The organism is Hamadaea tsunoensis DSM 44101 (assembly GCF_000428945.1).
Taxonomy (GTDB): Bacteria; Actinomycetota; Actinomycetes; order Mycobacteriales; family Micromonosporaceae; genus Hamadaea; species Hamadaea tsunoensis.
Genome location: NZ_AUAX01000001.1, coordinates 250,847 through 272,875 on the forward strand (window position 1 = coordinate 250,847; position 22,029 = coordinate 272,875).

The window sequence follows — 22,029 nt, forward strand, 5'->3', positions numbered from 1 at the left end:
AGTGCCCGAAATGCCCGGACATTCGCGCAAGATCGTCGCTAGCCTGGCGGGTCAGGCGCCGGTTCGGATGGGCCCTCCGATGCCTTGATCGTTTACGGCTGAGGTGTAAATCCGGCCCGATCTGCATGATCAATTACGCGTCAGATGCAGCAGAACCCGGTCGGCGCGCCCCAGAACCGTAAACGATCATGCATCCGGCGGCCGTATCCACACCTCAGCCGTAAACGATCACCCCGCCGGCCATCCACTGAGCGCGCATTTCGGACAGTCGCGACAAAGGCCGAACGGGGTGAGACCGTGACCGGGCGACGGTGGACGATGCTTCGCCCCACTCACCTGGCAGTGGAGTCCCCGGAGCGCAGCGATAGGGGCGCAACGGTCTCCCGCGGGAGGAGCGGAGGCGAGATCGACGGACCCGGGACGAATCTTTAAAAAAGGATCTTGGTTTTTCATCACAGAAGGCCCTCTAGAGTGGGGCCATGAGCAATCTCGACCGGACTCCGGACATGACGGCTTGCGGCGGCCGGGCGGGTGTCGCCGGTGAACCCGTACGCGAGCTCATCCCCGGCCGCGTCGTCCAGCTCGGCGAGAGCACGAAGGTCCGCCGCCTCCTGCCCACGCTGGGCCGCAGGATGGTCGGCGCCTGGTGCTTCATCGACCACTACGGACCGGACGACATCGCGAGCGAACCCGGTATGCAGGTTCCGCCGCATCCGCACATGGGCCTGCAGACGGTGAGCTGGCTGCACGACGGCGAGGTGCTGCACCGCGACAGCCTCGGCAGCCTGCAGCTGCTGCAGCCGGGACAGCTCGGGATCATGACGTCGGGGCGGGCGATCGCGCATTCGGAGGAGTCGCCCCGCGAGCACCGCGACATCCTGCACGGCGCGCAGCTGTGGGTCGCCCTGCCGGATCACGCGCGGCACACCGCCCCCGCCTTCGAGTTCCACGGCGAGCTGCCCGTCGTCACCGGCGGCGGCCTGCGGGCCACGGTCATGCTCGGCGAGGTCGACGGCGCGCGCTCGCCGGGAACGGCGTACACGCCGATCGTGGGGGCGGACCTCGCCGTCGGCAAGGGGGCGTCCGCGCGTCTTCCGCTCGAACCCGATTTCGAGTACGCGATGCTGACCATGACCGGCGGCGCCACTGTGGACGGTGTGCTGCTGGAACCGGGGTCGCTGCTGTATCTGGGCACCAACCGGTCGGACGTGCACATCGAGTCCGATGTGGACACCCGGGTGCTCCTGCTCGGCGGGGAGCCGTTCGACGAGCAGATCGTGATGTGGTGGAACTTCGTGGCGCGTACCGGCGAGGAGGTCGCGGCGGCCCGCGCGGAGTGGAACGCCGGCGCGGGCTCGTTCGGCGAGGTGCACGGCTACGACGGGGAGCGGCTGCTCGCACCCCCGATGCCGGCCGGCCCGCTCAAGCCGCGCGGCCGGGTCAGGTAGTCCAGCGCTCCCAGGAGCGCTATGCCGACGGCGTACCAGAAGAGGTCGGGCGGGTTGAACGTGCTGCCCAGCACCAGTCGGGCCAGGAGGCTGTGCTCCGACAGCTCGGCCGGATAGACGGTGAGCTGGAAGAACTCCACGACCCAGCAGAACGCCAGCGCGATCGCGCCGGACCGCACCGGCCGCCAGTGGGGTCCGGAGAAGACGACGAGCGCGTAGATGTCGGCGGCGTACAGGGCGTCGCCGGCGTACTTGGCGAAGGCGCCCGAGAACACCGCCCGGACCGCCAGCCCGGCCACCGTGACGACCACCATCGCCACCACGGCCCGCGTACGCATCCGGCGAGCATACGGCACCGCCGAGACAGTGGATTCCGCCTATGCATTCACAGTGATCTGAGACGCGTATTGGCGGGATTCCGCTTTCGCGCAAGGCGTTCGCCCTGTCAAGGTAGATCCGTGACGGACTTGTTCACCTGGGTTCACCAAGACTTCGGCATCGAACTGGCCGGGGCGGAGGAACTCGACGAAGGGGCCGACCCCCGGGCCACGCTCTGGCGGGCGACGGCCGTCGGCGGTGAACGGTACGCGATCAAGCTCACCAGCGGTGGTACGCCGGCCGCGCTCGTGCTCGCCGCCCATCTCCGCGCGCGGGGTGTGGCCGGCGTACCGGCGCCGGTGGCGGCGCGCGACGGGAAGCTGTTCACGATGCGCGAGGGGCGGCGGCTGTCCGTCGTCCCCTGGGTGGGCACGGGACGTGCCGTCACCACCGGTCTCGACGCCGGGCAGTGGCGGGCGCTGGGCGTCCTGTTCCGGCGGGTGCACGCCGCGCCGCCGCTGGACGGCCTGCCCTGCGAGCGGCACGATCCCGCCCCGCTGCTGGAGACCTTCCAGCGGATGGACGAGCACATCCGCGGCTGCACGTCGGCCGATCCGCTGGCCCGGTCCCTGCGCCACCTCTGGTACGCGTACGCGGCGGATCTCGAAACGCTCGTCACGCGGACCGCGCGCCTGGGCGCGGCGCTCGGCCGGCGGGAGGCGCCCGCGGTCGTCTGCCACAACGACGCGCACCTGGGCAACATCCTGACGGCACCCGGCCGGGTGTGGCTGATCGACTGGGACGACGCCGTGCTCGCGCCGCCGGAGCGGGACCTGCTGTTCGTCGTCGACGGCATCTTCTCCTCCGCCCCGGTGACCGCCGCGCAGCAGGCCGCCTTCTTCGCCGGCTACGGCGAGATCTCCGTGGATCCCGAGCGGCTCACCTACTACCGCTGTACGCGTGCCCTGGAGGATCTCGACTGGGCGCTGAACGTGCTGGACGTGGAGGGCCGCCGGCCGGACGACCGCACCGAGGCGCTGGAGATCATCGAGGGGCTGCTGTCCCCCACCGGTCTCGTCGCGCTCGCCCTGCGGCCGCCCGTCCTTACGGCGACCCGTCACGGATAGGGCGCCGCGTCACGGATGGCGCCCCGTCACGGATAGAGGGTCAGTGCCGGGTCGAGGGCGATCGCCTTCACCTGCTCGACCGTCAGCGGCGGCAGCCCACCGGTGTACGCCGACGTCTCGATGCCGAAGGACGTCTCGCTGCTCGGCGAGTCGATCCGCGTCGCGTTGTCCGCCGTCACCGTCACGAACGACTTGTCCAGCCGCTGTACGCGTACCACGGTGGCACGGTCGTGCCGGCCGTGATCCGAGCCGTCGCCGGTGGCGGCCAGCACGACGACCTTCTCGCCGTGCGGCCCGACCTCGTCGCGGCAGCCGGCCCCGGGAGCGGCCTGCTCCGCGCACGTGTTCGGCTGGGGACCCGTCGGCGTCTCGATGGTGATCCAGACGGTTCCCTGCCGCCCGGCGGCCCTGACGAGCCGGACCATCGCGTAGCCGGCGTCTCCGCCTGTGTCGGTGTGCTGGAACACGAGTTCCCCGCGGAACTGGACCGACGGAGCGGCCGCCCGGATCGCCGCCGCGTACGCCGCCCGCAACCGGGGGGTGGCGTCGATCTCCGGTTCGCTGGGGTGCCCCGTCGTCGCCCGGCTGGCCGACGGCACCACCACGCGGGGCGCGGCCGACGAGGCGAGCGGCGGCTGCACCGGCGCCATCCGTCCACCATCGACGGTCAGGAAGACCCCGGCGAGCACCGCGATCGCCGCTACCCCGGCGGTGGTCGTCCCCGCCGCGGTGCGTACGCGCCGACGGCGTACGCGGCGCCCGACGGCGGCCAGCCGGTCGGCCGGTGCCGGCAGCTCCGGAACCACGTCCACCAGCACCCGGCGGATCTCGTGTTCGGTCATGACCATGCCCCCTCAACCATCGTCAGCCCCAGCCGCGGGTCCTCGCGCAACTTGGCGAGTGCGCGCGACGCCTGCACCTTCACCGTCCCCTCGGAGATCCCGAGCAGGTCGGCCACCTCGGCGACCGGGCGGTCCTCGACATAGCGCAGCACCACGATCGCCCGCGACTGCCGGGACAGCAGCGACAGCGCCTGCAGGACCACCGCCCTGGTCGCCGCGATGTCGGCCGGATCGACGCCGCCGGCCGTCACCGGGAGGCTCTCCGTCGGGATCTCGGCCCGCCAGGCGCGCCGCCACCAGCTCGCGTACGTGGTGAAGATGATCCGGCGCACGTACGCCTCCGGGCTGTCCGCGCGCTCGATCGTCGACCACCGGCTCCACGCCTTCGCCAGGGCCGTCTGCAGCAGGTCCTCGGCCCGCCGGGCGTCACCGGTCAGCAGCCACGCCGAGCGCAGCAGCCGGTCGGAGCGGGCGCGGACGAACTCGGCGAAGCCGGCGTCCTCCTCGGGGCGTCTCATGCCCTCTCAGACGCCCTGGCCGTCGCGGAGGTAACACCCGCACGGGGAAATCCGCTCACCCGGCGGCGGTAGCGCGCTGGACGTCCACCTGGGACCGACGATCGCGCTGCCCCGCCGACCCGCTCAGGACCGCCGGACCGCCCACAGCGCCGCCTCGGTACGCGACGACGACCCCGTCTTGCGCAGCAGGCTGGAGACGTGGACGGCGACCGTGCGGATGGAGATCTCCAGCGACTTCGCCACCTGCTTGTTGGACATCCCCGCCGCGAGGCATTCGAGCACTTCCAGCTCCCGGGCCGTGAGGTCGACCTCGGGCAGGGCCGACAACGGCAGGTACCCCGGCAGCGGCTCGCTGACGAGGGCGTCGAGGCTCTGCCCGGCCGTGGTGGCGAGCAGTTCCGACAGCCAGTAGGGATTGCCCTGCGTACGCTCCCAGATCGAGGCGCTGACCGGGCCCGGGTCGGGATAGAGCTCGGCGAGGATCTGGCCGACGTCCTCCTGGCTCAGCGGGCCGAGGTGCTGGCGGATCGCCCCGGGCGCCCCCGACAGCCGGGCGAGCGTACGCGCCACCAGCTGCGGTGACACGGCCGCGTCCGGCGGACGGCTCGTGATCATGATGAGGGCCGGCAGGCGGGGGGCGCCGGCCAGTTCACCGATCAGGTTCAGGCTGGCCGGATCCAGGGCGTGCAGGTCCTCCACCACGAGCACGGCCGGCCCGTCCCCGATCAGTCCCCGCACCGTACGCACGGCCAGCCGCAGCAGGGCGTCCGGCGCGTACCGCTCGGAGGGGGCGTGCGGATCCTGGGCGAGCCAGGCCAGGCCGTCGGCGGGCACCGTGAGACGGGTCGTGTCGTGGTCGCTGAGGACCGCGGCCAGCCAGTCGTAGGGCGCCGGGCTGTGCAGCCGGGCCGCGCCCGCGAGCACCGTCCGCGCCTGCGGATGCAGTCCGGCGAGGGCGGCACCGACCAGCCGGCTCTTGCCCATGCCGGCGTTCCCCGTGATCACCACCGTGCTCGGGCCGGACCTCGGCCGCTTCGCGACGTGCGCCCAGCGCCGGACGATCTCGCCCAGTTCCCGGGCTCGCCCCACCATCGGCACCGCGTTCACGGCCCAAAGGATACGTTTCCCCGGCCTTGTCCGCGTGTCCGCCCGCCGGTCACAATCTGCCCCGCTGACCACGCCGCCGCACAAGATCAGAACATGGGGAAGTCGCACGGTCACATTCGTGCCCAGACGTGCAGATCCTACCTACGCGCCTCGCCCAGCCACCGTTCCGGCGGAGCCAGATCGCTCTATATAGGACGGTCAGTACGACACCGGAGGATTGAGGGGCGAGACCGCGGAGGTGAGATCGGCGAACCCGGGAAATAGTGATCTTAATCTTGAAGATCTTCCCGGAGAGGGCTCAAAATCCAGGACTTCTATGCCCTTCTGCGTAGTTTGACCCTGGCGGGGCGCCAAGTACGTACTATTGCCTAGAGACATCTGCCCGGTGTTGGCGGCAGTCTTGACGGTATGAGCCTCACCCTGCACCCCGCGCTCGTCACGGATCTCGGCCTGATTCGGACGAACAACGAGGACTCGGCGCACGCCGGGGCCCGTCTCGTCGTCGTCGCCGACGGGATCGGTGGCGCGCCCGCGGGTGAGGACGCGAGCGACATCGTCATCCGCGCTCTGAACGATCTTGACACGGCCGATCTCGGCGGCGACCCGACGGGCGCCGTCCTCGACCGGCTGCGCATCGCCAACCGCGAGATCCGCCAGTCGTCCATCGACGACCCGAGCAAGGAGGGCATGGGCACGACGGTCACCGCCCTCCTGCTCTCCGGCCCGGCCATCACCGTGGTGCACGTGGGCGACTCGCGGGCCTACCTGATGCGGGGCAACGAGTTCCGCCGGCTCACCCGGGACGACACCTACGTGCAGTCGCTGGTCGACCAGGGCCTGCTCTCCGAGGAGGACGCCCGGCACCACCCGCAGAAGTCGATCATCACGCAGTCGGTGCAGGGCCTCGACTTCACGGCGGCCTGCTCCACCGTGCCGGTCCAGGCCGGCGACCGGCTGCTGGTGTGCAGCGACGGGCTGTCCGACATCGTGACCGACCACAGCCTCGCGCGCTGCCTGATCGCCAACCCCGACCCCCAGCAGGCGGCGGAGCAGCTGGTCAAGCTTGCCCTCCAGGCCGGTGCCCCCGACAACGTGACCGTGATCATCGCGACCGTCGTCGACGAGTGAGCCGCCGGCGCCGGCTTGCCGCCGCCGACCGTTGATCGCCCGAGTCGGATCGCGTGACCGCCCGAGTCAGATCGCGGCGATGGAGACCGGGGCGCGTTCCGCCCTGGCCAGCCCGCGCAGCACCGGAACGGCTCCGTGCCGCTGCACCGACAGCCGGGCCAGCAGCGTGACGACCACGTCGACCGCGTCCGCCCCGAACTCCGGCGTCGGCAGGCCCACGCTCGCCGCCAGGTCGTCGGTGTGCACGACGATCTCCAGCGTGCGGGTCGCCAGGAAGTCCGCGGTACGCAGCGACCACCCCGTCCACGGCAGGTAGACGATCCCGCGGTCATCGGCGTCGAGCACGTCCGGGATGGCCGTCAGCGCGAGGTTGGCGTCGATGGCGATCGCGGCCGGGCCCGGGGCGGCCAGGTCCTCGGCGCTGCCGCGGATCTGCTGGTTGGTCTCGTTGTCCAGCGGCTGCCCCCGCCAGCGCACCCGGGTGTAGTGGCCGAGCAGCGACACGATCGGGGCGTCCGGCTCGACCGGGCCCTCGACCAGCTCCGGGACCATGGTGATCTGGCGGGACAGGTGCGCGGCGAGGCCGCCGACGCTCATCATCTCCAGCGCGCTCGGCTTCGCCCAGGCACCGGCGACGGCCGGCGCGCTCAGGAAGTCGGCGGCGACGGCGGCGGCTCGCAGGTAGGTCTCCTTCACCCCGCGATCCTCCCACCTCCGTCCGACAAGAACCGGTCCGGCGCGAAGCGGCCCGGTGCCGATCTCCACTATGGAAGATCGCGGCGGAAGATCGTGGCGCGGACGTGACGATCATCTCAGTCACTTAGCCCCACGCTAAACATTCTCGTACGGTGTTCGGTGGGAACGAAACGGTTTCGTACCGACGCTTCCCTCGCCGTGCCGACACCGATGAAAGAGGAACCGCTGTGACAACCGCAGTCGCGGAGCGGGCGACGGGCAACCCGTCGGCCGAAGCCCCCTATCCGAAGCGGTGGCTGGCCCTCATGGTGCTGGCGATCGCCCAGCTCATGGTCGTGCTGGACGCCACCATCGTCAACATCGCGCTGCCCAAGGCGCAGGTCGACCTCGGCATCACCGACGCCAACCGGCAGTGGGTCATGACGGCGTACACGCTGGCGTTCGGCGGTCTGCTGCTGCTCGGCGGGCGCATCGCCGACTACTGGGGGCGCAAGCGTACGTTCCTGGTGGGCGCGGTCGGTTTCGCCCTCGCCTCGGCCCTCGGCGGTCTGGCCACCAACGGCGGCCTGCTGTTCGCCGCCCGGGCCCTGCAGGGCGGCTTCGGCGCGCTGCTCGCCCCGGCCGGCCTGGCCCTGCTGACGGTGCTGTTCACCGACGCCAAGGAGCGCGCCAAGGCGTTCGGCGTCTACGGCGGCATCTCGGCCGGCGGCGCGGCGGTCGGCCTGGTGCTCGGCGGCGTGCTGACCGAGTACACCAACTGGCGCTGGTGCCTGCTCGTGAACATCCCGGTGGCGCTCATCGCGCTGATCCTGGCGCTGCGGATCGTGCCGGAGAGCCGGGCCCACGGCAACACCAAGTACGACATCCCGGGCGCGATCACCGCGACCCTCGGCCTGGTCTCCCTGGTGTACGGCTTCACCAAGGCCGCCGAGGACGGCTGGGACGCGGCCGCGACGCTGGCCTTCATCGGCGCCGGGCTCGTGCTGCTCTTCGCCTTCGTGGTCATCGAGCTGCGGTCGAAGAACCCGCTGCTGCCGATGCGCATCGTGCTCGACCGCAACCGGGGCGGCTCGTACCTCGCCTCGATGCTGGTGGGCGCGGGCATGATGGGCGCCTTCTTCTTCCTGACGTTCTACTTCCAGATCGTGCTCGGCTACACGCCGATCAAGGCCGGCCTCGCCTCGCTGCCCGTCAGCCTCGGCGTCTTCATCTCGGCCGGTCTGGCCAGCCGGTTCGTGCCGAAGATCGGCCCGAAGCCGCTCATGGTCCTCGGCTCGCTCCTGGCCGCCGCCGGCATGGCGTACCTGACGCAGATCTCGGTCACCAGCGCGTACGCGAGCCACGTCCTGCCGGCCCAGCTGATCCTGGGTCTCGGCATGGGCTTCGTCTTCGTGCCGCTGTCCAGCCTGGCGCTGCTCGGCGTGCCGAACCACGACGCCGGTGCCGCGAGCGCCACGCTCAACGCGACCCAGCAGGTCGGCGGCTCGCTCGGCGCGGCCCTGCTGAACACGTTCGCGACGACGGCGCTGACCGCGTACCTGACCAGCCACCAGGCCACCTCGCCGGAGCAGGGCAAGCTGATCGCCCTGGAGGCGATGGTGCACAGCTACAAGATCGCCTTCGCGTGGGGCGCCGGGCTGCTGCTGCTCTCCGGCATCGTCACCCTGATCGTGGTCAAGGCGAGCAAGAAGGACCTCCCGGCGGAATCGTCCGTCGTCCACATGGGATAATCGAAGTCCGGCCAGAGAGGGGGCGCCGCGGCCAGCGGCGTCCCCTCTTTTCGTCCCCATCTTTTCGTCCATGCCGTCCGTCCATGTTGGCCGTCCATGGTGGTCGTCCATGATGGATGGTCAGCGCAGCAGCAGGTTCAGATCGCCGAACTCGTGCCACAGGTAGCCGGCCTCGATCGCCTCGGTGTAGCAGGCCGCCAGCAGTTCCTCCCCGGCGATCGCGGCCAGCATCAGCAGGTGCGACGCCCGCGGCTCGTGGAAGCCCGTGAGCAGGCCGTCCACGACGCGTACGCCGGTCTCCGGGGTGATGACGAGTTCCGTCCAGCCGGCGGCGGCGCGTACGCCGTCCGGGCCGGTCGCGCTCTCCAGCGCGCGTACGGCGGTGGTGCCGACGGCGATGATCCGGCCACCCGCCGCGCGCGCCTCGTTGACCAGCCGAGCGGTGGTCGCGCCGACCGTGAAGTGCTCGGCGTAGGGCTTCTCGTCGGCCTCGTGCGAGGCGACGCCGGTGTGCAGGGTGATCGGCGCGACGACCACGCCGCGGCTGGCGAGGCGGGTGACGAGCGCCTCGGTGAAGGGCCGGCTGGCGCTCGGCATCTCCGCGCTGCCTTCGCGATCCCCTGTCTCCGCGAAGACGCTGTGGTACGCCGACAGCGGCCACTCCTTCTCCACATAGGAGTACCGGATCGGCCGCCCGTTCCGCCGCAGGTACGCCGGAACGTCGGCGAACGAGGGCTCGGCGATCCAGAGCCGCTCGGTGTAGGGGGCCAGGAGGGTGATGTTCGCGCCGCCGCGCAGCGTGACGTTCTGGCCCACGTAGCCGGAACGGAACCGCTGCGTCGTGCGGCCGACCGGCTCCCGCAGTTCCACGACCCACGTGGCTGACTGCACTTCTGGCGGCTCGCGCAAGCGCTCCCCGGCTGGCTGCACTTCTGGCGGCTCGCGCAAGCGCTCCCCGGCTGGCTGCACTTCTGGCGGCTCGCGCAAGCGCTCCCCGGCTGGCTGCCGGGTGGAGAAGTGCACGACGAGCGTCCCGTCCCAGGACGGGACCGCGGCGGCCATGGTCGCCGACGTGTTGACCACGAGGACGTCGCCCGGGCGCAGCAGGTCCGGCAGGTCCGTGAACCGATGGTGGGCCACCTGGTTCGGGCGCTTGCCGACGAGCAGGCGTACCTCGTCGCGGGACAGGCCCCGGGCCTCGGGCGGCTCGTGCGCCTCGAGTTCGGGGGCGAGGGTGAAGTCGAGGGTGGCGGTCGTCATGGCTTCTCACTCCAGATCAGCATTCGGTGTCCTTCGGGGTCCACGGCCACGAATCCGTAGTGGCCGCGGGGGAAGATCTCGGGCGCGCCCTCGGCCTTCGGTACGCGGGCGTACGCGGCATCGACGTCGGCCCACGTCGCGAACTGCAGGGCGCGGGGCGGGGGGAAGCTGCGCCGGGCGGGCCGGACGATCTCGACCAGTCCCCCGTCGCCGCCGGAGTAGACGGCGCCCCGCTCGCCGTCGCGCTCCCAGGTGTCCACTGTGGTGAGACCGAGCACGCCCCCGTAGAACGCGTCGGCCGCGCCGAAGTCGACCACCTCCAGCGGCGCCCAGAGCGTGCTCACCGCTCCGCCACGGCATCAGCGGGGATCCAGTCCGCCAGCCGGTGGCGGCCCGAGGGCGGCCGGTGGGCCAGCAGTCCGAGGACGCCCGGCGCGACCGTCTCCGGCAGCGGCCGGTCGCTGATGTCCTCGCCGGGGAAGGCGTCCTGGTGCATCCGCGTACGCAGGTCGCCCGGGTCGATCCGCCAGGCGCGGATGGCCGGCTCCTCCTGCGCCAGCACCCGGTTCAGCTGTTCGAGGGCCGCTTTGGTGCTGCCGTAGCCACCCCAGCCCGCGTACGCCTCGGCGGCCGCGTCGGAGGTGATGTCGGCGACCGCGCCCCGGGCGTCCCGCAGCAGCGGCAGGGCCAGCTGGGTCAGCGCGAGCGGGGCGAACACGTTGGTCTCGAACAGGTCCCGCAGGGCGTCGACCGGTATCGCGGCGACCGACGGCAGCGGCGACGGTCCGAGCGCCCCCGCGTTGTTGACGAGCAGGTCCAGCCCGCCCGTACGCTCCGCGGCGTCGACGAGGGCGGCCCGGTGCCGGGGATCGGTGACGTCGCCCGCCACCGCCCGTACGCCGGCCAGCCCTTCGGTCGCCGCGGACAGGGATGCGGCGTCGCGGCCGTCGACGACGACGGTCCAGCCGGCCGTGCTGAGGGTGCGGGTCAGGGCGAGGCCGAGGCCCCGGGAGGCGCCGGTGATGATCGCGGTAGGCATGCCTCGACGCTATGCAGCCCGGCGCGCGCCCGAATCGGTCCACGGCCGCCCAGGTCCTGGGACCTTGGTCCTAGGACTCCCGTCCGACGACGCACCCGCCCCGTCCGGGATAGCGTTCAGGCGTGGACGATCGCAGCACGCTGGACGAACTGAGCGCGGCCGTGCTCGCGGTCAACCGGCACCTGTCCGTCCGGGAGGTGCTCCAGACGATCGTGTCGGCCGCGCAGACCCTCCTCGGCGCCCGGTACGCGGCTCTCGGCGTACCGGACGACCAAGGTGGTTTCGCGGAGTTCGTCGTCGCGGGAGTCAGCGACGAGCAGCGGGAGAAGATCGGGCCGCTGCCGCGCCAGCACGGCATCCTCGCGGCGATGCTGACCGAGGCGGGCCCGCAGCGGCTCGCGGACATCCGGCGCGACCCGCGGTTCGGCTGGTGGCCGGCCGCGCACCCGGTGCTCAAGGGGTTCCTGGGGCGGCAGATCACCGACGGCCGCTCGGTGCTGGGCGCGCTGTTCCTGGCGAACAAGATCGGCGGCGAGTTCACCGACGCGGATGAGCGGCTGCTGGGCGTGCTCGCCGCGCACGCGGCGATCGCCCTGACCAACGCGCGCCTCTACGAGCAGAGCCGCGAGCTGACCCTGCTGGAGGAGCGCCAGCGGGTGGCCCGCGAGCTGCACGACGCGGTGGCGCAGAAGCTGTTCAGCCTGCGCCTGACCACGGAGGCCGCGACCGCCTGGGTACGCCGTGATCCGGCCCGCGCCGAGACCGAACTGCAGGAGATCCGCTGGCTCGCCGCGCAGGCGACCGAGGAGCTGGGCCAGATCGTCGCCGAGCTGCGCCCGCGCGAGCTGGTGGACACGGGCCTCGCCGAGACCCTCCGCCGCCGGGTGGCGCTCCTCGACCGCGTCCACGACGCCGCCGTGAGCTTCTCGACCACGCTCGCGGGCCGCCCGGCACCCGCCGTCGAGGAGGCCGTGCTGCGCATCGTCGAGGAGGCCCTGCACAACGCGCTGCGCCACGCGAACGCCGGCAAGGTCGCGGTCACCCTCGCCGGGCCCCCGCTGACCTGCGTCGTCGCCGACGACGGCACCGGCTTCGACACCGCCGCGGCCGATTCCGCCTCGCTCGGCCTCGCCTCCATGCGCGAGCGCGCCCGCCGGCTCGGCGGCACCCTCGCCGTCGACTCCGGCCAAGGTGGCACCGTGGTCACCCTGACGGTGCCGTCATGATCCGCGTGCTGCTCGCCGACGACCACGCCGTCGTACGCCGGGGCCTGCGCGTCTTTCTCGAACTGCACGACGACATCACGGTGGTCGGCGAGGCGGCCGACGGGGACTCGTGTGTCGCGGAGGCGCTCGTCTCCTCGCCGGACGTCATCCTCATGGATCTGCGCATGCCGGGCTCCGACGGGCTGACCGCTCTACGCCGGCTGAAGGCGGCGGGGTCCGCGGCGCGCGTACTGATCGTCACGAGTTTCACGGACGCGACGCAGATCGTCCCCGCGATCCAGGCCGGCGCGGCGGGCTGCGTCTACAAGGACGTGGACCCGGCGGCACTGGCCAACGCCATCCGCACCGTCCACGCTGGACACATCGTCCTGCCGCCCGCGGTCGCGACCGCCCTCGCGGCCGGCCCGTCCGGCGGCGACCGCATCGACCACCTCACCGCCCGCGAACGGGAAGTCCTGGCGGAGATCGCGCTCGGCCGCTCCAACCGCGAGATCGCCCGCGCCCTGCACCTGGCGGAGAAGACGGTCAAGACGCACGTCTCCAGCATCCTCATGAAGCTCGGGGTGGACGACCGCACCCAAGCAGCCCTGTACGCGGTCCGCCACACCCCATGACCCGCCGCACTTGGGCTCTCCAGTCGTTGGTGTGGGCGGCTGTCGCCTGCGCCGTCGAGATTCCTCTCCTTCCGGGCGTACGCGTCGCAGGGCTCGCCGGGAGGCGACGGTGGGTTCGAGATTGGCGTGATCAAATACCGCCATTACGGCACCGGGACACCGATTCCCTTGATCAAATACCGCTATTACGGCACGGGAGCCCCTTTTTGCCGTATAGGCGGTATTTGATCAAGGGAATCGGGCACGGTCTGCCGTTATGGCGGTACTTGATCACTGGTCGCCGGGGCGAGCCGGGAAGGACGCAGCCCATCAAGATCCTGAAGACCAAGAGCCTTGGTCATGTCACTCGTATATGTCGAAATCCGGCCGCCGCAACATATACGAGTGACACGATCACGGCCAGGCGATCCACTTCGACATATATGCGCGACATGATCAAGGCCGGCACGGCGATCGGCCGACCTACCCAGGGAACTGCGCGGACCGCCAGGCCGACGCGACCCACACAGGCGGCCGGAGAGCCCAAGATCAGGGTGATTTCCCTGATCCAAACCGGATCTCCGGGCCACGCCCTACGGCGGCGCCGATGCGGTGGCCGGCGGGACCCGCGGCGGGGTCGACGGTCAGGCGGAGACCAGGCCGGGAATCGGGCGCGGTGCCGGGGACTCGGCGTGGTTGAGCAGGGCGTCCGCCCGGGCGAGCGGGATGCCGGTCGCGATGAGCAGGTTGAGGACGGCCGCGTCCGCGTCGGCCGCGACCGCCGCGCTGGCCAGCCCGAGCCGCTCTCCGCGCATCACGTCGATCCAGCGGGCCGCCGAGATGAGCTGCGGCTGGGCCGCCTTGGGCCGGTCGCCCTGGCCGATCTCGTCGCGCATCAGGCTGATCCCGTCGGCGAGCGCTTCCAGCATCGGCGGTAGCGCCCTCGGCACCTGCTCGCCGCCGTGCAGGACGCCCCACCAGGCGTGGCGGGCCAGCACCCGGGTGTTGCGGACGGCGTACCCGATCTCGCGGGCGGTCGTGCTGTACGCCTCCAGGTCCTGCCCGGTCGTCCACAGGGTGATGACGGCCGAACGGCGTACGGAGAGCAGGACCTCGCGCAGGCGGCGCAGGTCGTCGTCGGTGTCGGCGAGCGCGTAGACGGCGGCCTTGGCGGCTTCGGCGTCACCGGTACGCAGCGCGCCCGCGATCGAGCGGATGTTGATCGTCATGCTGTTGAGCAGCGGTACCAGCGTCTCGTTGACCTTGGCGGCCCCGTTGCGGGAGTTGGCGGCGAAGGCGACCAGCATGGCCACGGCGACGCCCACCAGCAGGTCGATGAAGATCCGGTCGAGCGTGCGGTAGCCGGACGCGACGGCCGCGATGGCGAGCCCGGCGCCGAGGCCGAAGAAGAAGGTGGCGATCGAGCGGCGGTGGCGGGCGCAGACGAACTCGATGGTCGTCACCGCGAACAGCGGCGCGCCGATCGGTTTGTCGAGGCCGAGCAGGAGGGCGACGAGGATCGCCAGCGCGGCGGCGGCCACGATCTGTACGGCGGTCGGCAGGCTTCGGCGAACGGCGGCGGTCGTGCTGCGCCACCAGTTCCGTCCGGCGTCGATCCGGTCCGGTACGGGCGGGCCGCCCGGAGCGGGAAAAGTGCTGTCCGTTCGCATGCGCCCAGTGTTCTGGAGTGACTACTCGCTGTACAGGCGTCATCACTAAATGTGGCGCAGTCCGCATCCGATGATCCGGACACCCCGCTCAGGTACGCCGTACCGCCTCGTCCAGTGACGCGTTGAGCCTGGTCAAGAGCTCGGCGAGGGTCGCGCGGTCGGCCTGCGGCCAGTCGGCGAGGATGCGCTCATAGAGCTCGACCCGGGCCGCCCGCACGGCGCGTACGCGTTCCCGCCCGGCCGGGGTCGGCGTCACCAGGATGGCCCGGCCGTCGCTGTCGCTGCGTCCCCGGGTGACCAGGCCGTCCCGTTCGAGGGCGGTGACCTGCCGGGTGACCGTCGAGCCGTCGAGCCCGAGCGCCTCGGCCAGCCCGTTGATCTGAGCCGGCCCGTGCTCGTCGAGCCGCCGCAGCAGCAGGTACGCCGCCCGGTCGAGGGCCCGGTGCGGCGCCTCGCCCCCGGCCCGGCGGGTGGCCTCGGAGCGCCGCATGAGCAACGCCACTTCCGTCTCGACTACTTCGACTACCTGCTCGTCCCGCATAGCTGTACGATACAGGGAGAGTTAGCTGCATGATACAGGTAAGTTCTGATCCGGAGGACCCCTCGTGAGCGCCACGCGCAACGAACCCAACAAGAGCGCGATCTACGCGACCGCCCTCGCCGCGTACCTGGCCATCGCCGGGATCGCGGTCGTCGACCCGATCCTGCCGGCCATCGGCTCGGCCATCGGCGTCTCGCCCTGGCAGGTCGAGCTGCTGTTCACGGCGTACATCGCGGTGATGGGGCTGGGCATGATCCCGGCGGTCCTGTCGACCAGCCGGTTCGGGTTCAAGAAGGTGCTCATCGCGGGCGTGGCGACGGTCGGCGTCGCGGCCATCCTCGCCTCGTTCAGCAAGAACATCGAGCAACTGGCCGTGCTGCGCGGCGTGTGGGGCTTCGGCAACGCGATGTTCTTCGCGACCGCCCTGGTCATCATGATCGCCCTGGCGAGGAGCCGGGAGTGGGTCGTCGGCCTCTTCGAGACGGCGATGGGCCTCGGCTTCGCGACCGGCCCGCTGATCGGCGGCCTGCTCGGCCGGTCCTCCTGGCGGCTGCCGTTCTTCGCCTGCGGCGTGTTCATGCTGATCGCCCTGGCCGTGGCCGGCACCAAGCTCCGCGAACCCACCACCAAGCAGCCCCCGGTACGCCTCGCCGAGATCGGGCGCACGTTCCAGCGGCCGGCGTTCCTGGCCCTGTGCGCGGTGACCGGCACCTACAACTTCGCGTTCTTCATCGTGCTCGGCTTCACGCCGCTGTTCCTGCACCTCGCCGTCGTCCCGCTGGGCCTGGCCTTCACCGGCTGGGGCCTCGGCCTGGCCGCCGGCATCCTCGGCGTCGGGCACCGGCTGGCGCACCGGATCGGCGCGGTGCAGACGGTCGGCGTCGCGATCACCGGCATCCTGGTCTGCCTGGTGCTGTTCGCGGTCTCGCCCGGCACCGCCTTCTCGATCACCGTCCTGGTGGTCTGCGGCCTGTTCATGGGCCTGGCCAACGCCAACCTGACGGACCTCGCCCTCGGCCTCGGCTCGGCCGACCGCCGGGTCGCCACCGGCGCGTTCAACCTGGTCCGCTGGGGCTGCGCCGCGCCCGCGCCGGTCGTGGCCGGCCTGCTGGTCGAGCACTCGACGCTGGAGTCGCCGTTCTGGGTCGGCGCGGCCGTCCTCGCCGTCGGCGTCGTCTCGTTCGTCCTCTTCGGACACGTCATGGCCCGCGGCGTCGGCGAGAAGGTCTTCTGGGCCCGCCTCGACAAGGGCGCCCGGTCGGCCGAGCGTACGCCCGAGGAAGCGCTCGGCGAGGCCTACTGAGGGATCTCATCGTGAGGGCACGGGCGACCGTGCCCTCATTTGCGTCCGGAGGTGCCCGCGACGAACGGGTGCACCTGGAGGCCGGCGCAGCCGTCGCTGTTCCAGCCGAGGCCGACCTGGGCACCGCCCACCCTGAACAGCAGCTTCGCGTAGCGGTGGGCCGAACACGACGCCCCGGTGTCCGTCGCGGCGGTGGCCTCGACGACCACCGAGACCGAGTCCCCGTTGCGGACGAGCAGCCGGGCGACCGGCGCCCCGCCCATGAAACCGGTGGGCGTCTGCCGGGCCGACGCGATCGCCTGGCCGCCCGCGCCCGCCGCCGTGACGGCCGGGTAGCCGGAGACCGTGCACGCCGGGCCCTGATTGAGGAAGACGACCACGACACTCCGATGGCCGGCCGCCGCGTCCTGCGCCCCGGCCGTGACCCGCATCCGGTCGATCGTGCACGCGGCCCCGGCGACGGCCGCGGTCGGCGAGGCCGGGGGCGACCCGGCCGCGGACGAGGGCGCGGGCCCCGACGCCGATGCGGATGCGGCGGCGGAAGCCGAAGCGACCGGCGGCGGAGCAGAGGTGCCACCGGCGTCCACCCCCGTGCTCCCGCACGCGGCCAGCCCGGACAGCAGGACCGGCAACAGACCCAGACGAAGCCTCATCCACCCATCACAGCACGCCGGAAGCCGGACGGCACCGGTTCGGACGTGTCACGCGGGCAGGCGTACGAGGGCGACGTCCCGGGCGGCCAGCTCGACCCCGTCCACGGGGCCACCGCCGAGAACGTCCACACCGGACACTGCGATCCGGGCGGTCGCCGAACCGTGGTTCAGCAGGAACAGGTAGTCCGATCCGTGACCGTGCCGCACGATCGCCTGGACATCGGCCGGCAGGTCCGGCAGCACCGGCGCCACCCCCGCGTCGGCCCGCGCGAGGTCGAGGACCGCCCGCATCGCCGCCGGCTCCGGCCGCGTACCGAGATACCAGGCCACGCCCTCGCCGTACTCGTGCCGGGTCACGGCCGGGCGGCCGGCCAGCTCGCCGTCGGCGTACGTGGCGATCGGGCGGGCGCCCTCGGTCTCGATCCACTCCGACCACACCGTGCCGGTCCGCCGCACCCCCGCGAGGTCGAGGCCCACCGGCTCCGCCAGCGGCCAGAACTCGTCCACCCGCAGGCCCAGCACCGCGCGCAGCGGCGCCGGATAGCCCCCGAGATGCACCCGCTCGTGCTCGTCGACGATCCCCGTGAAGAACGACACCACGAGCACACCGCCCCCGGCCACGTAGTCGGTCAGGCGCCGCGCCACGTCCAGGTCCATCAGATAGAGGTTCGGGACCACCACCATCCTGTACGCGGAGAGCTCGGCGGTCGCCGGCACCACGTCACACGTCACGTGCGCGTCGAACAGGGCGTCGTAGTGCGCCTGCTGGGTTTCGAGCACGTTCAGGTCCGCCGGGTGGGCCGGCATCTCGACCGCCCGCCAGCTGTCCCAGTCGAACAGGAGCGCCACGTCCGCGCGTACACGGGAGTCCGCCACCTCGGCCGCGGCGGCGAGTTCGCGGCCCAGGGCCTGGATGTCGCGGTGCTGGCGGGTTTCGGGGCCGCCGTGCGGGACCATCGCGGAGTGGAACTTCTCGGCGCCGCCGCGGGCCTGGCGCCACTGGAAGAACAGCACGGCGTCGGCGCCCTGGGCGACGGCCTGCCAGCTCCACAGCCGCAGGACGCCGGGGGCCTTGGGGGCGTTGTGCTCGCGCCAGTTCACGGCGCCGGGAGCGGCCTCCATCAGCAGCCAGGGCTGACCGCCCCGGGCCGACCGGATGAGGTCGTAGCCGAACGCGGCCTCGGCGTGCGCCCGCGGGTCGGCCGGATCGGGGTAGCTGTCGAGGCTGACGACGTCCTGCTCGGCGGCCCACTTGTAGGAGTCGATCGGCTTGTGCACGAGCCCGGTGAAGTTGGTCGTCACCGGCTTGTCCGAGTACGCCTTCACGATGTCGCGTTCGAGCTTGTAGCACTCGAGGATCGCGTCGTCGGAGAACCGGGCGAAATCGAGATGGTGGGCGGGATTGCCGAACGTGGGCGCCTGCCGGGGCGGCAGGATCTCGGCGAAGTCCGCGTACCGCTGGGACCAGAAGGTCGTCGACCAGGCCTCGTTCAGCGCCTCGATCGTCCCGTGCCGCGTACGCAGCCACCGGCGGAAGTCCTCGGCCGACACGTCGCAGAAGCACTGCCGGGTGTGGCAGCCGTACTCGTTGCCGACATGCCAGATCCGCAGGGCGGGGTGGTCCGCGTACCGCTGGGCCAGCCGGTCGACGAGGCGGGCGGCGTGTTCGCGGTAGACCGGGCTCGACGGGCAGTAGTGCTGGCGGGCGCCGGGCCAGACGCGGCTGCCGTCGGCGCGTACCGGGAGGATCTCCGGGTGCCGGTGCGACAGCCACGGCGGCGGTGAGGCCGTCATCGTGGCCAGGCTCGCGCCCACGCCCGCCCCGGCCAGGTTGTCCATGACCTGGTCGAACCAGCCGAAGTCGTACGCGCCCGGCCGCGGCTCGACGCTCGCCCACGAGAAGATGCCGACGGAGACCAGCGAGACCCCGGCCGCCGGCATGAGCCTCATGTCCTCGGCCCAGACCTCGGGGGACCACTGCTCCGGGTTGTAGTCGCCGCCGAAGTCGATAGGCATTTCAACTCCTTTTCGGACATGGGACGTCCCTCGTCCGCCAGGTACCCTACGGACCCGGCCGGACGGCGGTCAAGGGTAGATTCAGTGGTGGGATGTCATGATCCAGTAATCGCGTGATCGCATGGAGGAGCCGTCGATGGCGAAGCGCAACGGGGACACGGTCCAGGACCGGATCGTCGCCCTGATCCACGAGCGCAAGCTGGCCACGGGCGCCCCGATGCCCACCGAGCCGCAGCTCATGGACCTGCTGGGCGCGAGCCGCAACAGCGTACGCGAGGCGGTCCGCGCGTTGCAGGCGCTCGGGATCGTCGAGATCCGCCACGGCTTCGGCACCTTCGTCGGCAGGGCGTCGCTCGACGTGCTCTCGCCGTCCCTGGAGTTCCGGGTGCGCTCGAATCCGCTGAGCGCCCTGCACGACCTCGTCGAGGTACGCGAACTGCTGGAGACCGGGCTCATCGGCCGGGTCGCCGCCGACGCCACCTCGACCAAGCTCGCGGCGCTCGACGCGCTGGTCACGGCGATGGCCAACGACCTGCAGGCGGACCGGGCCTTCCACACGCTGCTCTACGAGTCGCTCGGCAACGAGCTCGTGCTGCAGCTCATCGACCTGTTCTGGCAGGTCTACCACCAGGTCGAACCGATCCTCGGCGACTGGCCCCAGGTGCACAAGTCGGAGATCGTCGCCAACCACCGACGGATAGTGGAGGCGTTGCGGTCCAAGGACGCCCACGCCGCCCGCGAGGCCATGAGCCGCCACTTCACCGAGGTCAAGACCCGCATAGCCAAAGCGGAGTCGGCGTCCTGACCACCCCCAAGATCCCGTTTGGATCAGGGAAATCACCCGAATCTTGGGCCAAGATTACGTGCGAAAACCTGATCCAAACGGGATCTTGGCCCCTCAGGACGTGACGTTGTCCATGGGGAGGCGGAGGCCGAGTTGGCCGCCGATGGGCAGGTTGCGGTCGCGGATCAGGCCGAGCTCCGTGTCGTTGAGCGCGCGGCGGTAGACGCGTACCTCGTCGAGGTCGCCGTGGAAGCGGTCCCCGCCGTCGAGCTTCTGTCCGATGTGGATGCCATCGACGCCGAACTCCTTGCCGGCCGTCACCGAACCGGGCGGCACCGCGGCCGAGGCGACCACCGCGCCGTCGACCCGCAGCGAGAACTGCCCGTTCGCCCGCTGCAGCACGATGTGGTGCCAGGCCCCGTCGTTGTACGCCTGCGCGGACTGCACGCTGACGTTGAACCGGTCGACCATGATCAGCGCCCGGATCCGGTGGGACGCCGGTTCGGCCCGCAACCAGATCTGCGGCGTCGTCCCGCTGCCCACCCGGTACGCCCACAGCAGTGTGTGCGCGCCGGCGGTGTCGGCGTACCGGAACCAGGTCATCATCGTGAAGTCGCCGCCGCCGACGTCGATCGAGCAGTCGTACGGCACCTCGACCCGGTCGTCGACGCCGTCCAGGTGCAGCCCGCCGCCGAACACGCCGTCACCGGTCGTGGCGCCGCCGCGTACGAAGGCTTGGTTGTGCCGGGTGGCGTCGGGAGTGACCGGGCCGGGTGCCGGCGGCGCGGGAATGCCGGGTGGTGTGCCGTTGGGCGTGGCCAGGTACGCGTCGTCGAAGCGCGCCCACCGGATGCTCTCGTAGGGTGACGCGACCCCGGCCTCGTACGCGAGCCCGATGAGCCCGTCGCCGAGCAGCGACATGTCGGAGTATCCCGACTGCCCCCACCAGAAGACCTTGCCGTCCTCCCAGTCCTGCCAGGTACGCCCTTCGGTGTAGGAGGAGCGGACGGTCATCGCCTCGCGGGCGACGGGGTGCGCCGGAGACGAGAGCAGGATGCGGCCGGGCCGTTCCCGCAGCGTGGACGCCTGGACGTCGGCGATGTCGAGATCGATGATCTGGAACGGCTTGTCGAAGGACTCGCCCCCGTCGCTGCTGACCGCGTACGCGCGGTGGCCCGGATCGGTGCCGCGCTCACGGGCCAGGGCGTAGACGCCGCCGTTGTCGAGCTCGACGACGGTCACCTCCTGCGCGATGATCGACCCGTCGTCGACGGCGCTGGTCGCGCCGATGTGCCAGGTCACGCCGCTGTCGTCGCTGTAGAGCAGGTGCGTGCCGTAGACGTGCGGGCCCACGCCGTCATAGGTCTCGTAGCTCGCGCCGAGAACCAGCCGTCCCGCGTGGACGCCGTGGGTCAGCTGGATGCCGTGCATGGGGCCGGTGGCGTACCAGAAGTTCCACTCGGGGCGCTTCCCCTCGGTCATCTCCCGCTCCGGCGACCAGGTCGCCCCGTCGTCGTCGCTGTAGGTGACGTAGGGATCGCGGTCGCAGCCGTTGGGGCAGGGTGCGGCGCCGTTGTGCGTACTGACCAGGACGATCCGGCCCGTCCGGCGGTCGACGATCGGCACCGGGTTGCCGTGGGTCTCGCCGTTGCCCTTGGACACGACCTGAATCGGGCCCCAGGTGGCGCCGTTGTCGAAGGATCGGCGTACGACGAGGTCGATGTCGCCGTCGTCGCCGCAGTCGGCCACCCGTCCTTCGGCGAAGGCGAGCAGGGTCCCGTCGGCCGCCTGCACGACCGCGGGGATGCGGAAGCACGCGTACCCCTCGGTCTTCTGCTGGTAGACGACCTGTTCGTCGAAGCGCGGGCTCGCGGTCGCGGCGCCGCCGGATGCGTGGGCCGCGGGTGTCCCGGCGGCCGTGAGGACGAGCGCCGCGAGGACGGCGAGCGCTCGGGGGTGTAGACGCATGCCGGACATCCTATGTCCGACGTGGGACGTCCGCCAGATGTTGCGCTCTTGACGCCGTCCGG

The 22,029-nt window shown here is 71.5% G+C and carries 21 protein-coding genes; 8 read left to right on the forward strand and 13 right to left on the reverse strand.

Going from position 1 to position 22,029, the window contains the following annotated elements:
* Positions 1 to 479 precede the first annotated feature (479 nt).
* Complete coding sequence (locus G401_RS0101110; RefSeq protein WP_027341047.1) at positions 480 to 1,448, forward strand: pirin family protein; 969 nt, start codon at positions 480 to 482, stop codon at positions 1,446 to 1,448.
* Here G401_RS0101110 and G401_RS42645 read toward each other — a convergent pair.
* Entirely contained in the window at positions 1,376 to 1,786 is a 411-nt protein-coding gene (locus G401_RS42645; RefSeq protein ID WP_064741648.1) for a ribosomal maturation YjgA family protein, read from the reverse strand. The genes G401_RS0101110 and G401_RS42645 overlap by 73 nt on opposite strands.
* Positions 1,787 to 1,906: 120 nt before the next feature.
* On the opposite strand from G401_RS42645, the gene G401_RS42650 reads away from it, so the two are divergent.
* Entirely contained in the window at positions 1,907 to 2,893 is a 987-nt protein-coding gene (locus G401_RS42650) for a phosphotransferase enzyme family protein (RefSeq protein ID WP_051365979.1), read from the forward strand.
* A 26-nt stretch (positions 2,894 to 2,919) separates the two neighbouring features.
* Here G401_RS42650 and G401_RS0101125 read toward each other — a convergent pair whose 3' ends face one another.
* The 3 genes from G401_RS0101125 to G401_RS0101135 all read right to left on the reverse strand — a co-directional run bounded on the left by G401_RS0101125 (position 2,920) and on the right by G401_RS0101135 (position 5,360).
* A complete protein-coding gene (locus tag G401_RS0101125; protein ID WP_157545170.1) occupies positions 2,920 to 3,735 on the reverse strand; it encodes a hypothetical protein in 816 nt (271 codons plus the stop codon).
* On the reverse strand, positions 3,732 to 4,253 hold the full coding sequence (locus G401_RS0101130) for a SigE family RNA polymerase sigma factor (RefSeq protein WP_027341049.1): 522 nt from the start codon (positions 4,251 to 4,253) through the stop codon (positions 3,732 to 3,734). Before G401_RS0101130 ends, G401_RS0101125 begins: the two co-directional genes overlap by 4 nt.
* A gap of 123 nt (positions 4,254 to 4,376) precedes the next feature.
* Positions 4,377 to 5,360, reverse strand: coding sequence for a response regulator transcription factor (locus G401_RS0101135; RefSeq protein ID WP_027341050.1), 984 nt, complete (start codon positions 5,358 to 5,360; stop codon positions 4,377 to 4,379).
* A 408-nt stretch (positions 5,361 to 5,768) separates the two neighbouring features.
* On the opposite strand from G401_RS0101135, the gene G401_RS0101140 reads away from it, so the two are divergent.
* On the forward strand, positions 5,769 to 6,488 hold the full coding sequence (locus G401_RS0101140; protein WP_027341051.1) for a PP2C family protein-serine/threonine phosphatase: 720 nt from the start codon (positions 5,769 to 5,771) through the stop codon (positions 6,486 to 6,488).
* A 66-nt stretch (positions 6,489 to 6,554) separates the two neighbouring features.
* Here G401_RS0101140 and G401_RS0101145 read toward each other — a convergent pair whose 3' ends face one another.
* Positions 6,555 to 7,184 carry a maleylpyruvate isomerase N-terminal domain-containing protein gene (locus tag G401_RS0101145; protein ID WP_027341052.1) on the reverse strand — a complete coding sequence of 210 codons (630 nt, stop codon included), beginning with the start codon at positions 7,182 to 7,184 and terminating at the stop codon, positions 6,555 to 6,557.
* A 305-nt stretch (positions 7,185 to 7,489) separates the two neighbouring features.
* Here G401_RS0101145 and G401_RS0101150 point away from each other — a divergent pair, with 305 nt between their 5' ends.
* Positions 7,490 to 8,914, forward strand: a complete 1,425-nt coding sequence (locus G401_RS0101150; protein ID WP_084556733.1) for a DHA2 family efflux MFS transporter permease subunit — start codon at positions 7,490 to 7,492, stop codon at positions 8,912 to 8,914.
* Positions 8,915 to 9,034: 120 nt separating this feature from the next.
* On the opposite strand, the gene G401_RS0101155 is transcribed toward G401_RS0101150, so the two are convergent.
* From G401_RS0101155 to G401_RS0101165, 3 genes are read right to left on the reverse strand one after another with little or no spacing between them, the layout of a single operon-like run.
* On the reverse strand, positions 9,035 to 10,174 hold the full coding sequence (locus G401_RS0101155; RefSeq protein ID WP_027341054.1) for an S-adenosylmethionine:tRNA ribosyltransferase-isomerase: 1,140 nt from the start codon (positions 10,172 to 10,174) through the stop codon (positions 9,035 to 9,037).
* On the reverse strand, positions 10,171 to 10,518 hold the full coding sequence (locus G401_RS0101160; RefSeq protein WP_027341055.1) for a VOC family protein: 348 nt from the start codon (positions 10,516 to 10,518) through the stop codon (positions 10,171 to 10,173). The genes G401_RS0101155 and G401_RS0101160 overlap by 4 nt, the downstream gene beginning before the upstream one ends.
* On the reverse strand, positions 10,515 to 11,213 hold the full coding sequence (locus tag G401_RS0101165) for an SDR family NAD(P)-dependent oxidoreductase (protein WP_027341056.1): 699 nt from the start codon (positions 11,211 to 11,213) through the stop codon (positions 10,515 to 10,517). The genes G401_RS0101160 and G401_RS0101165 overlap by 4 nt, the downstream gene beginning before the upstream one ends.
* 122 nt (positions 11,214 to 11,335) lie before the next feature.
* Here G401_RS0101165 and G401_RS0101170 point away from each other — a divergent pair, with 122 nt between their 5' ends.
* Positions 11,336 to 12,439, forward strand: a complete 1,104-nt coding sequence (locus tag G401_RS0101170) for a GAF domain-containing sensor histidine kinase (RefSeq protein ID WP_027341057.1) — start codon at positions 11,336 to 11,338, stop codon at positions 12,437 to 12,439.
* On the forward strand, positions 12,436 to 13,053 hold the full coding sequence (locus G401_RS0101175) for a response regulator (protein WP_027341058.1): 618 nt from the start codon (positions 12,436 to 12,438) through the stop codon (positions 13,051 to 13,053). The genes G401_RS0101170 and G401_RS0101175 overlap by 4 nt, the downstream gene beginning before the upstream one ends.
* A gap of 623 nt (positions 13,054 to 13,676) precedes the next feature.
* On the opposite strand, the gene G401_RS0101180 is transcribed toward G401_RS0101175, so the two are convergent.
* Positions 13,677 to 14,702 carry a hypothetical protein gene (locus G401_RS0101180; protein ID WP_027341059.1) on the reverse strand — a complete coding sequence of 342 codons (1,026 nt, stop codon included), beginning with the start codon at positions 14,700 to 14,702 and terminating at the stop codon, positions 13,677 to 13,679.
* An 88-nt stretch (positions 14,703 to 14,790) separates the two neighbouring features.
* A complete protein-coding gene (locus G401_RS0101185) occupies positions 14,791 to 15,243 on the reverse strand; it encodes a MarR family winged helix-turn-helix transcriptional regulator (protein WP_027341060.1) in 453 nt (150 codons plus the stop codon).
* 64 nt (positions 15,244 to 15,307) lie between these two features.
* Between G401_RS0101185 and G401_RS0101190 the strand changes: the two genes are divergently transcribed.
* The gene (locus G401_RS0101190; protein WP_027341061.1) at positions 15,308 to 16,546 is read left to right on the forward strand and encodes an MFS transporter; all 1,239 of its coding nucleotides are present in this window, start codon (positions 15,308 to 15,310) and stop codon (positions 16,544 to 16,546) included.
* Positions 16,547 to 16,581: 35 nt separating this feature from the next.
* Here the strand turns inward: G401_RS0101190 and G401_RS0101195 are convergent, their stop codons facing one another.
* Together G401_RS0101195 and G401_RS0101200 are read right to left on the reverse strand one after the other, a co-directional pair.
* Positions 16,582 to 17,199 carry a DUF4232 domain-containing protein gene (locus G401_RS0101195; protein WP_084556675.1) on the reverse strand — a complete coding sequence of 206 codons (618 nt, stop codon included), beginning with the start codon at positions 17,197 to 17,199 and terminating at the stop codon, positions 16,582 to 16,584.
* 48 nt (positions 17,200 to 17,247) lie between these two features.
* Positions 17,248 to 19,215: a beta-galactosidase gene (locus G401_RS0101200; RefSeq protein ID WP_027341063.1), complete on the reverse strand. Its 1,968-nt coding sequence runs from the start codon at positions 19,213 to 19,215 to the stop codon at positions 17,248 to 17,250.
* Positions 19,216 to 19,351: 136 nt separating this feature from the next.
* On the opposite strand from G401_RS0101200, the gene G401_RS0101205 reads away from it, so the two are divergent.
* Positions 19,352 to 20,020, forward strand: coding sequence for a FadR/GntR family transcriptional regulator (locus tag G401_RS0101205; protein ID WP_034590489.1), 669 nt, complete (start codon positions 19,352 to 19,354; stop codon positions 20,018 to 20,020).
* A gap of 93 nt (positions 20,021 to 20,113) precedes the next feature.
* Here the strand turns inward: G401_RS0101205 and G401_RS0101210 are convergent, their stop codons facing one another.
* On the reverse strand, positions 20,114 to 21,967 hold the full coding sequence (locus G401_RS0101210; protein ID WP_027341065.1) for a sialidase family protein: 1,854 nt from the start codon (positions 21,965 to 21,967) through the stop codon (positions 20,114 to 20,116).
* Positions 21,968 to 22,029 lie beyond the last annotated feature (62 nt).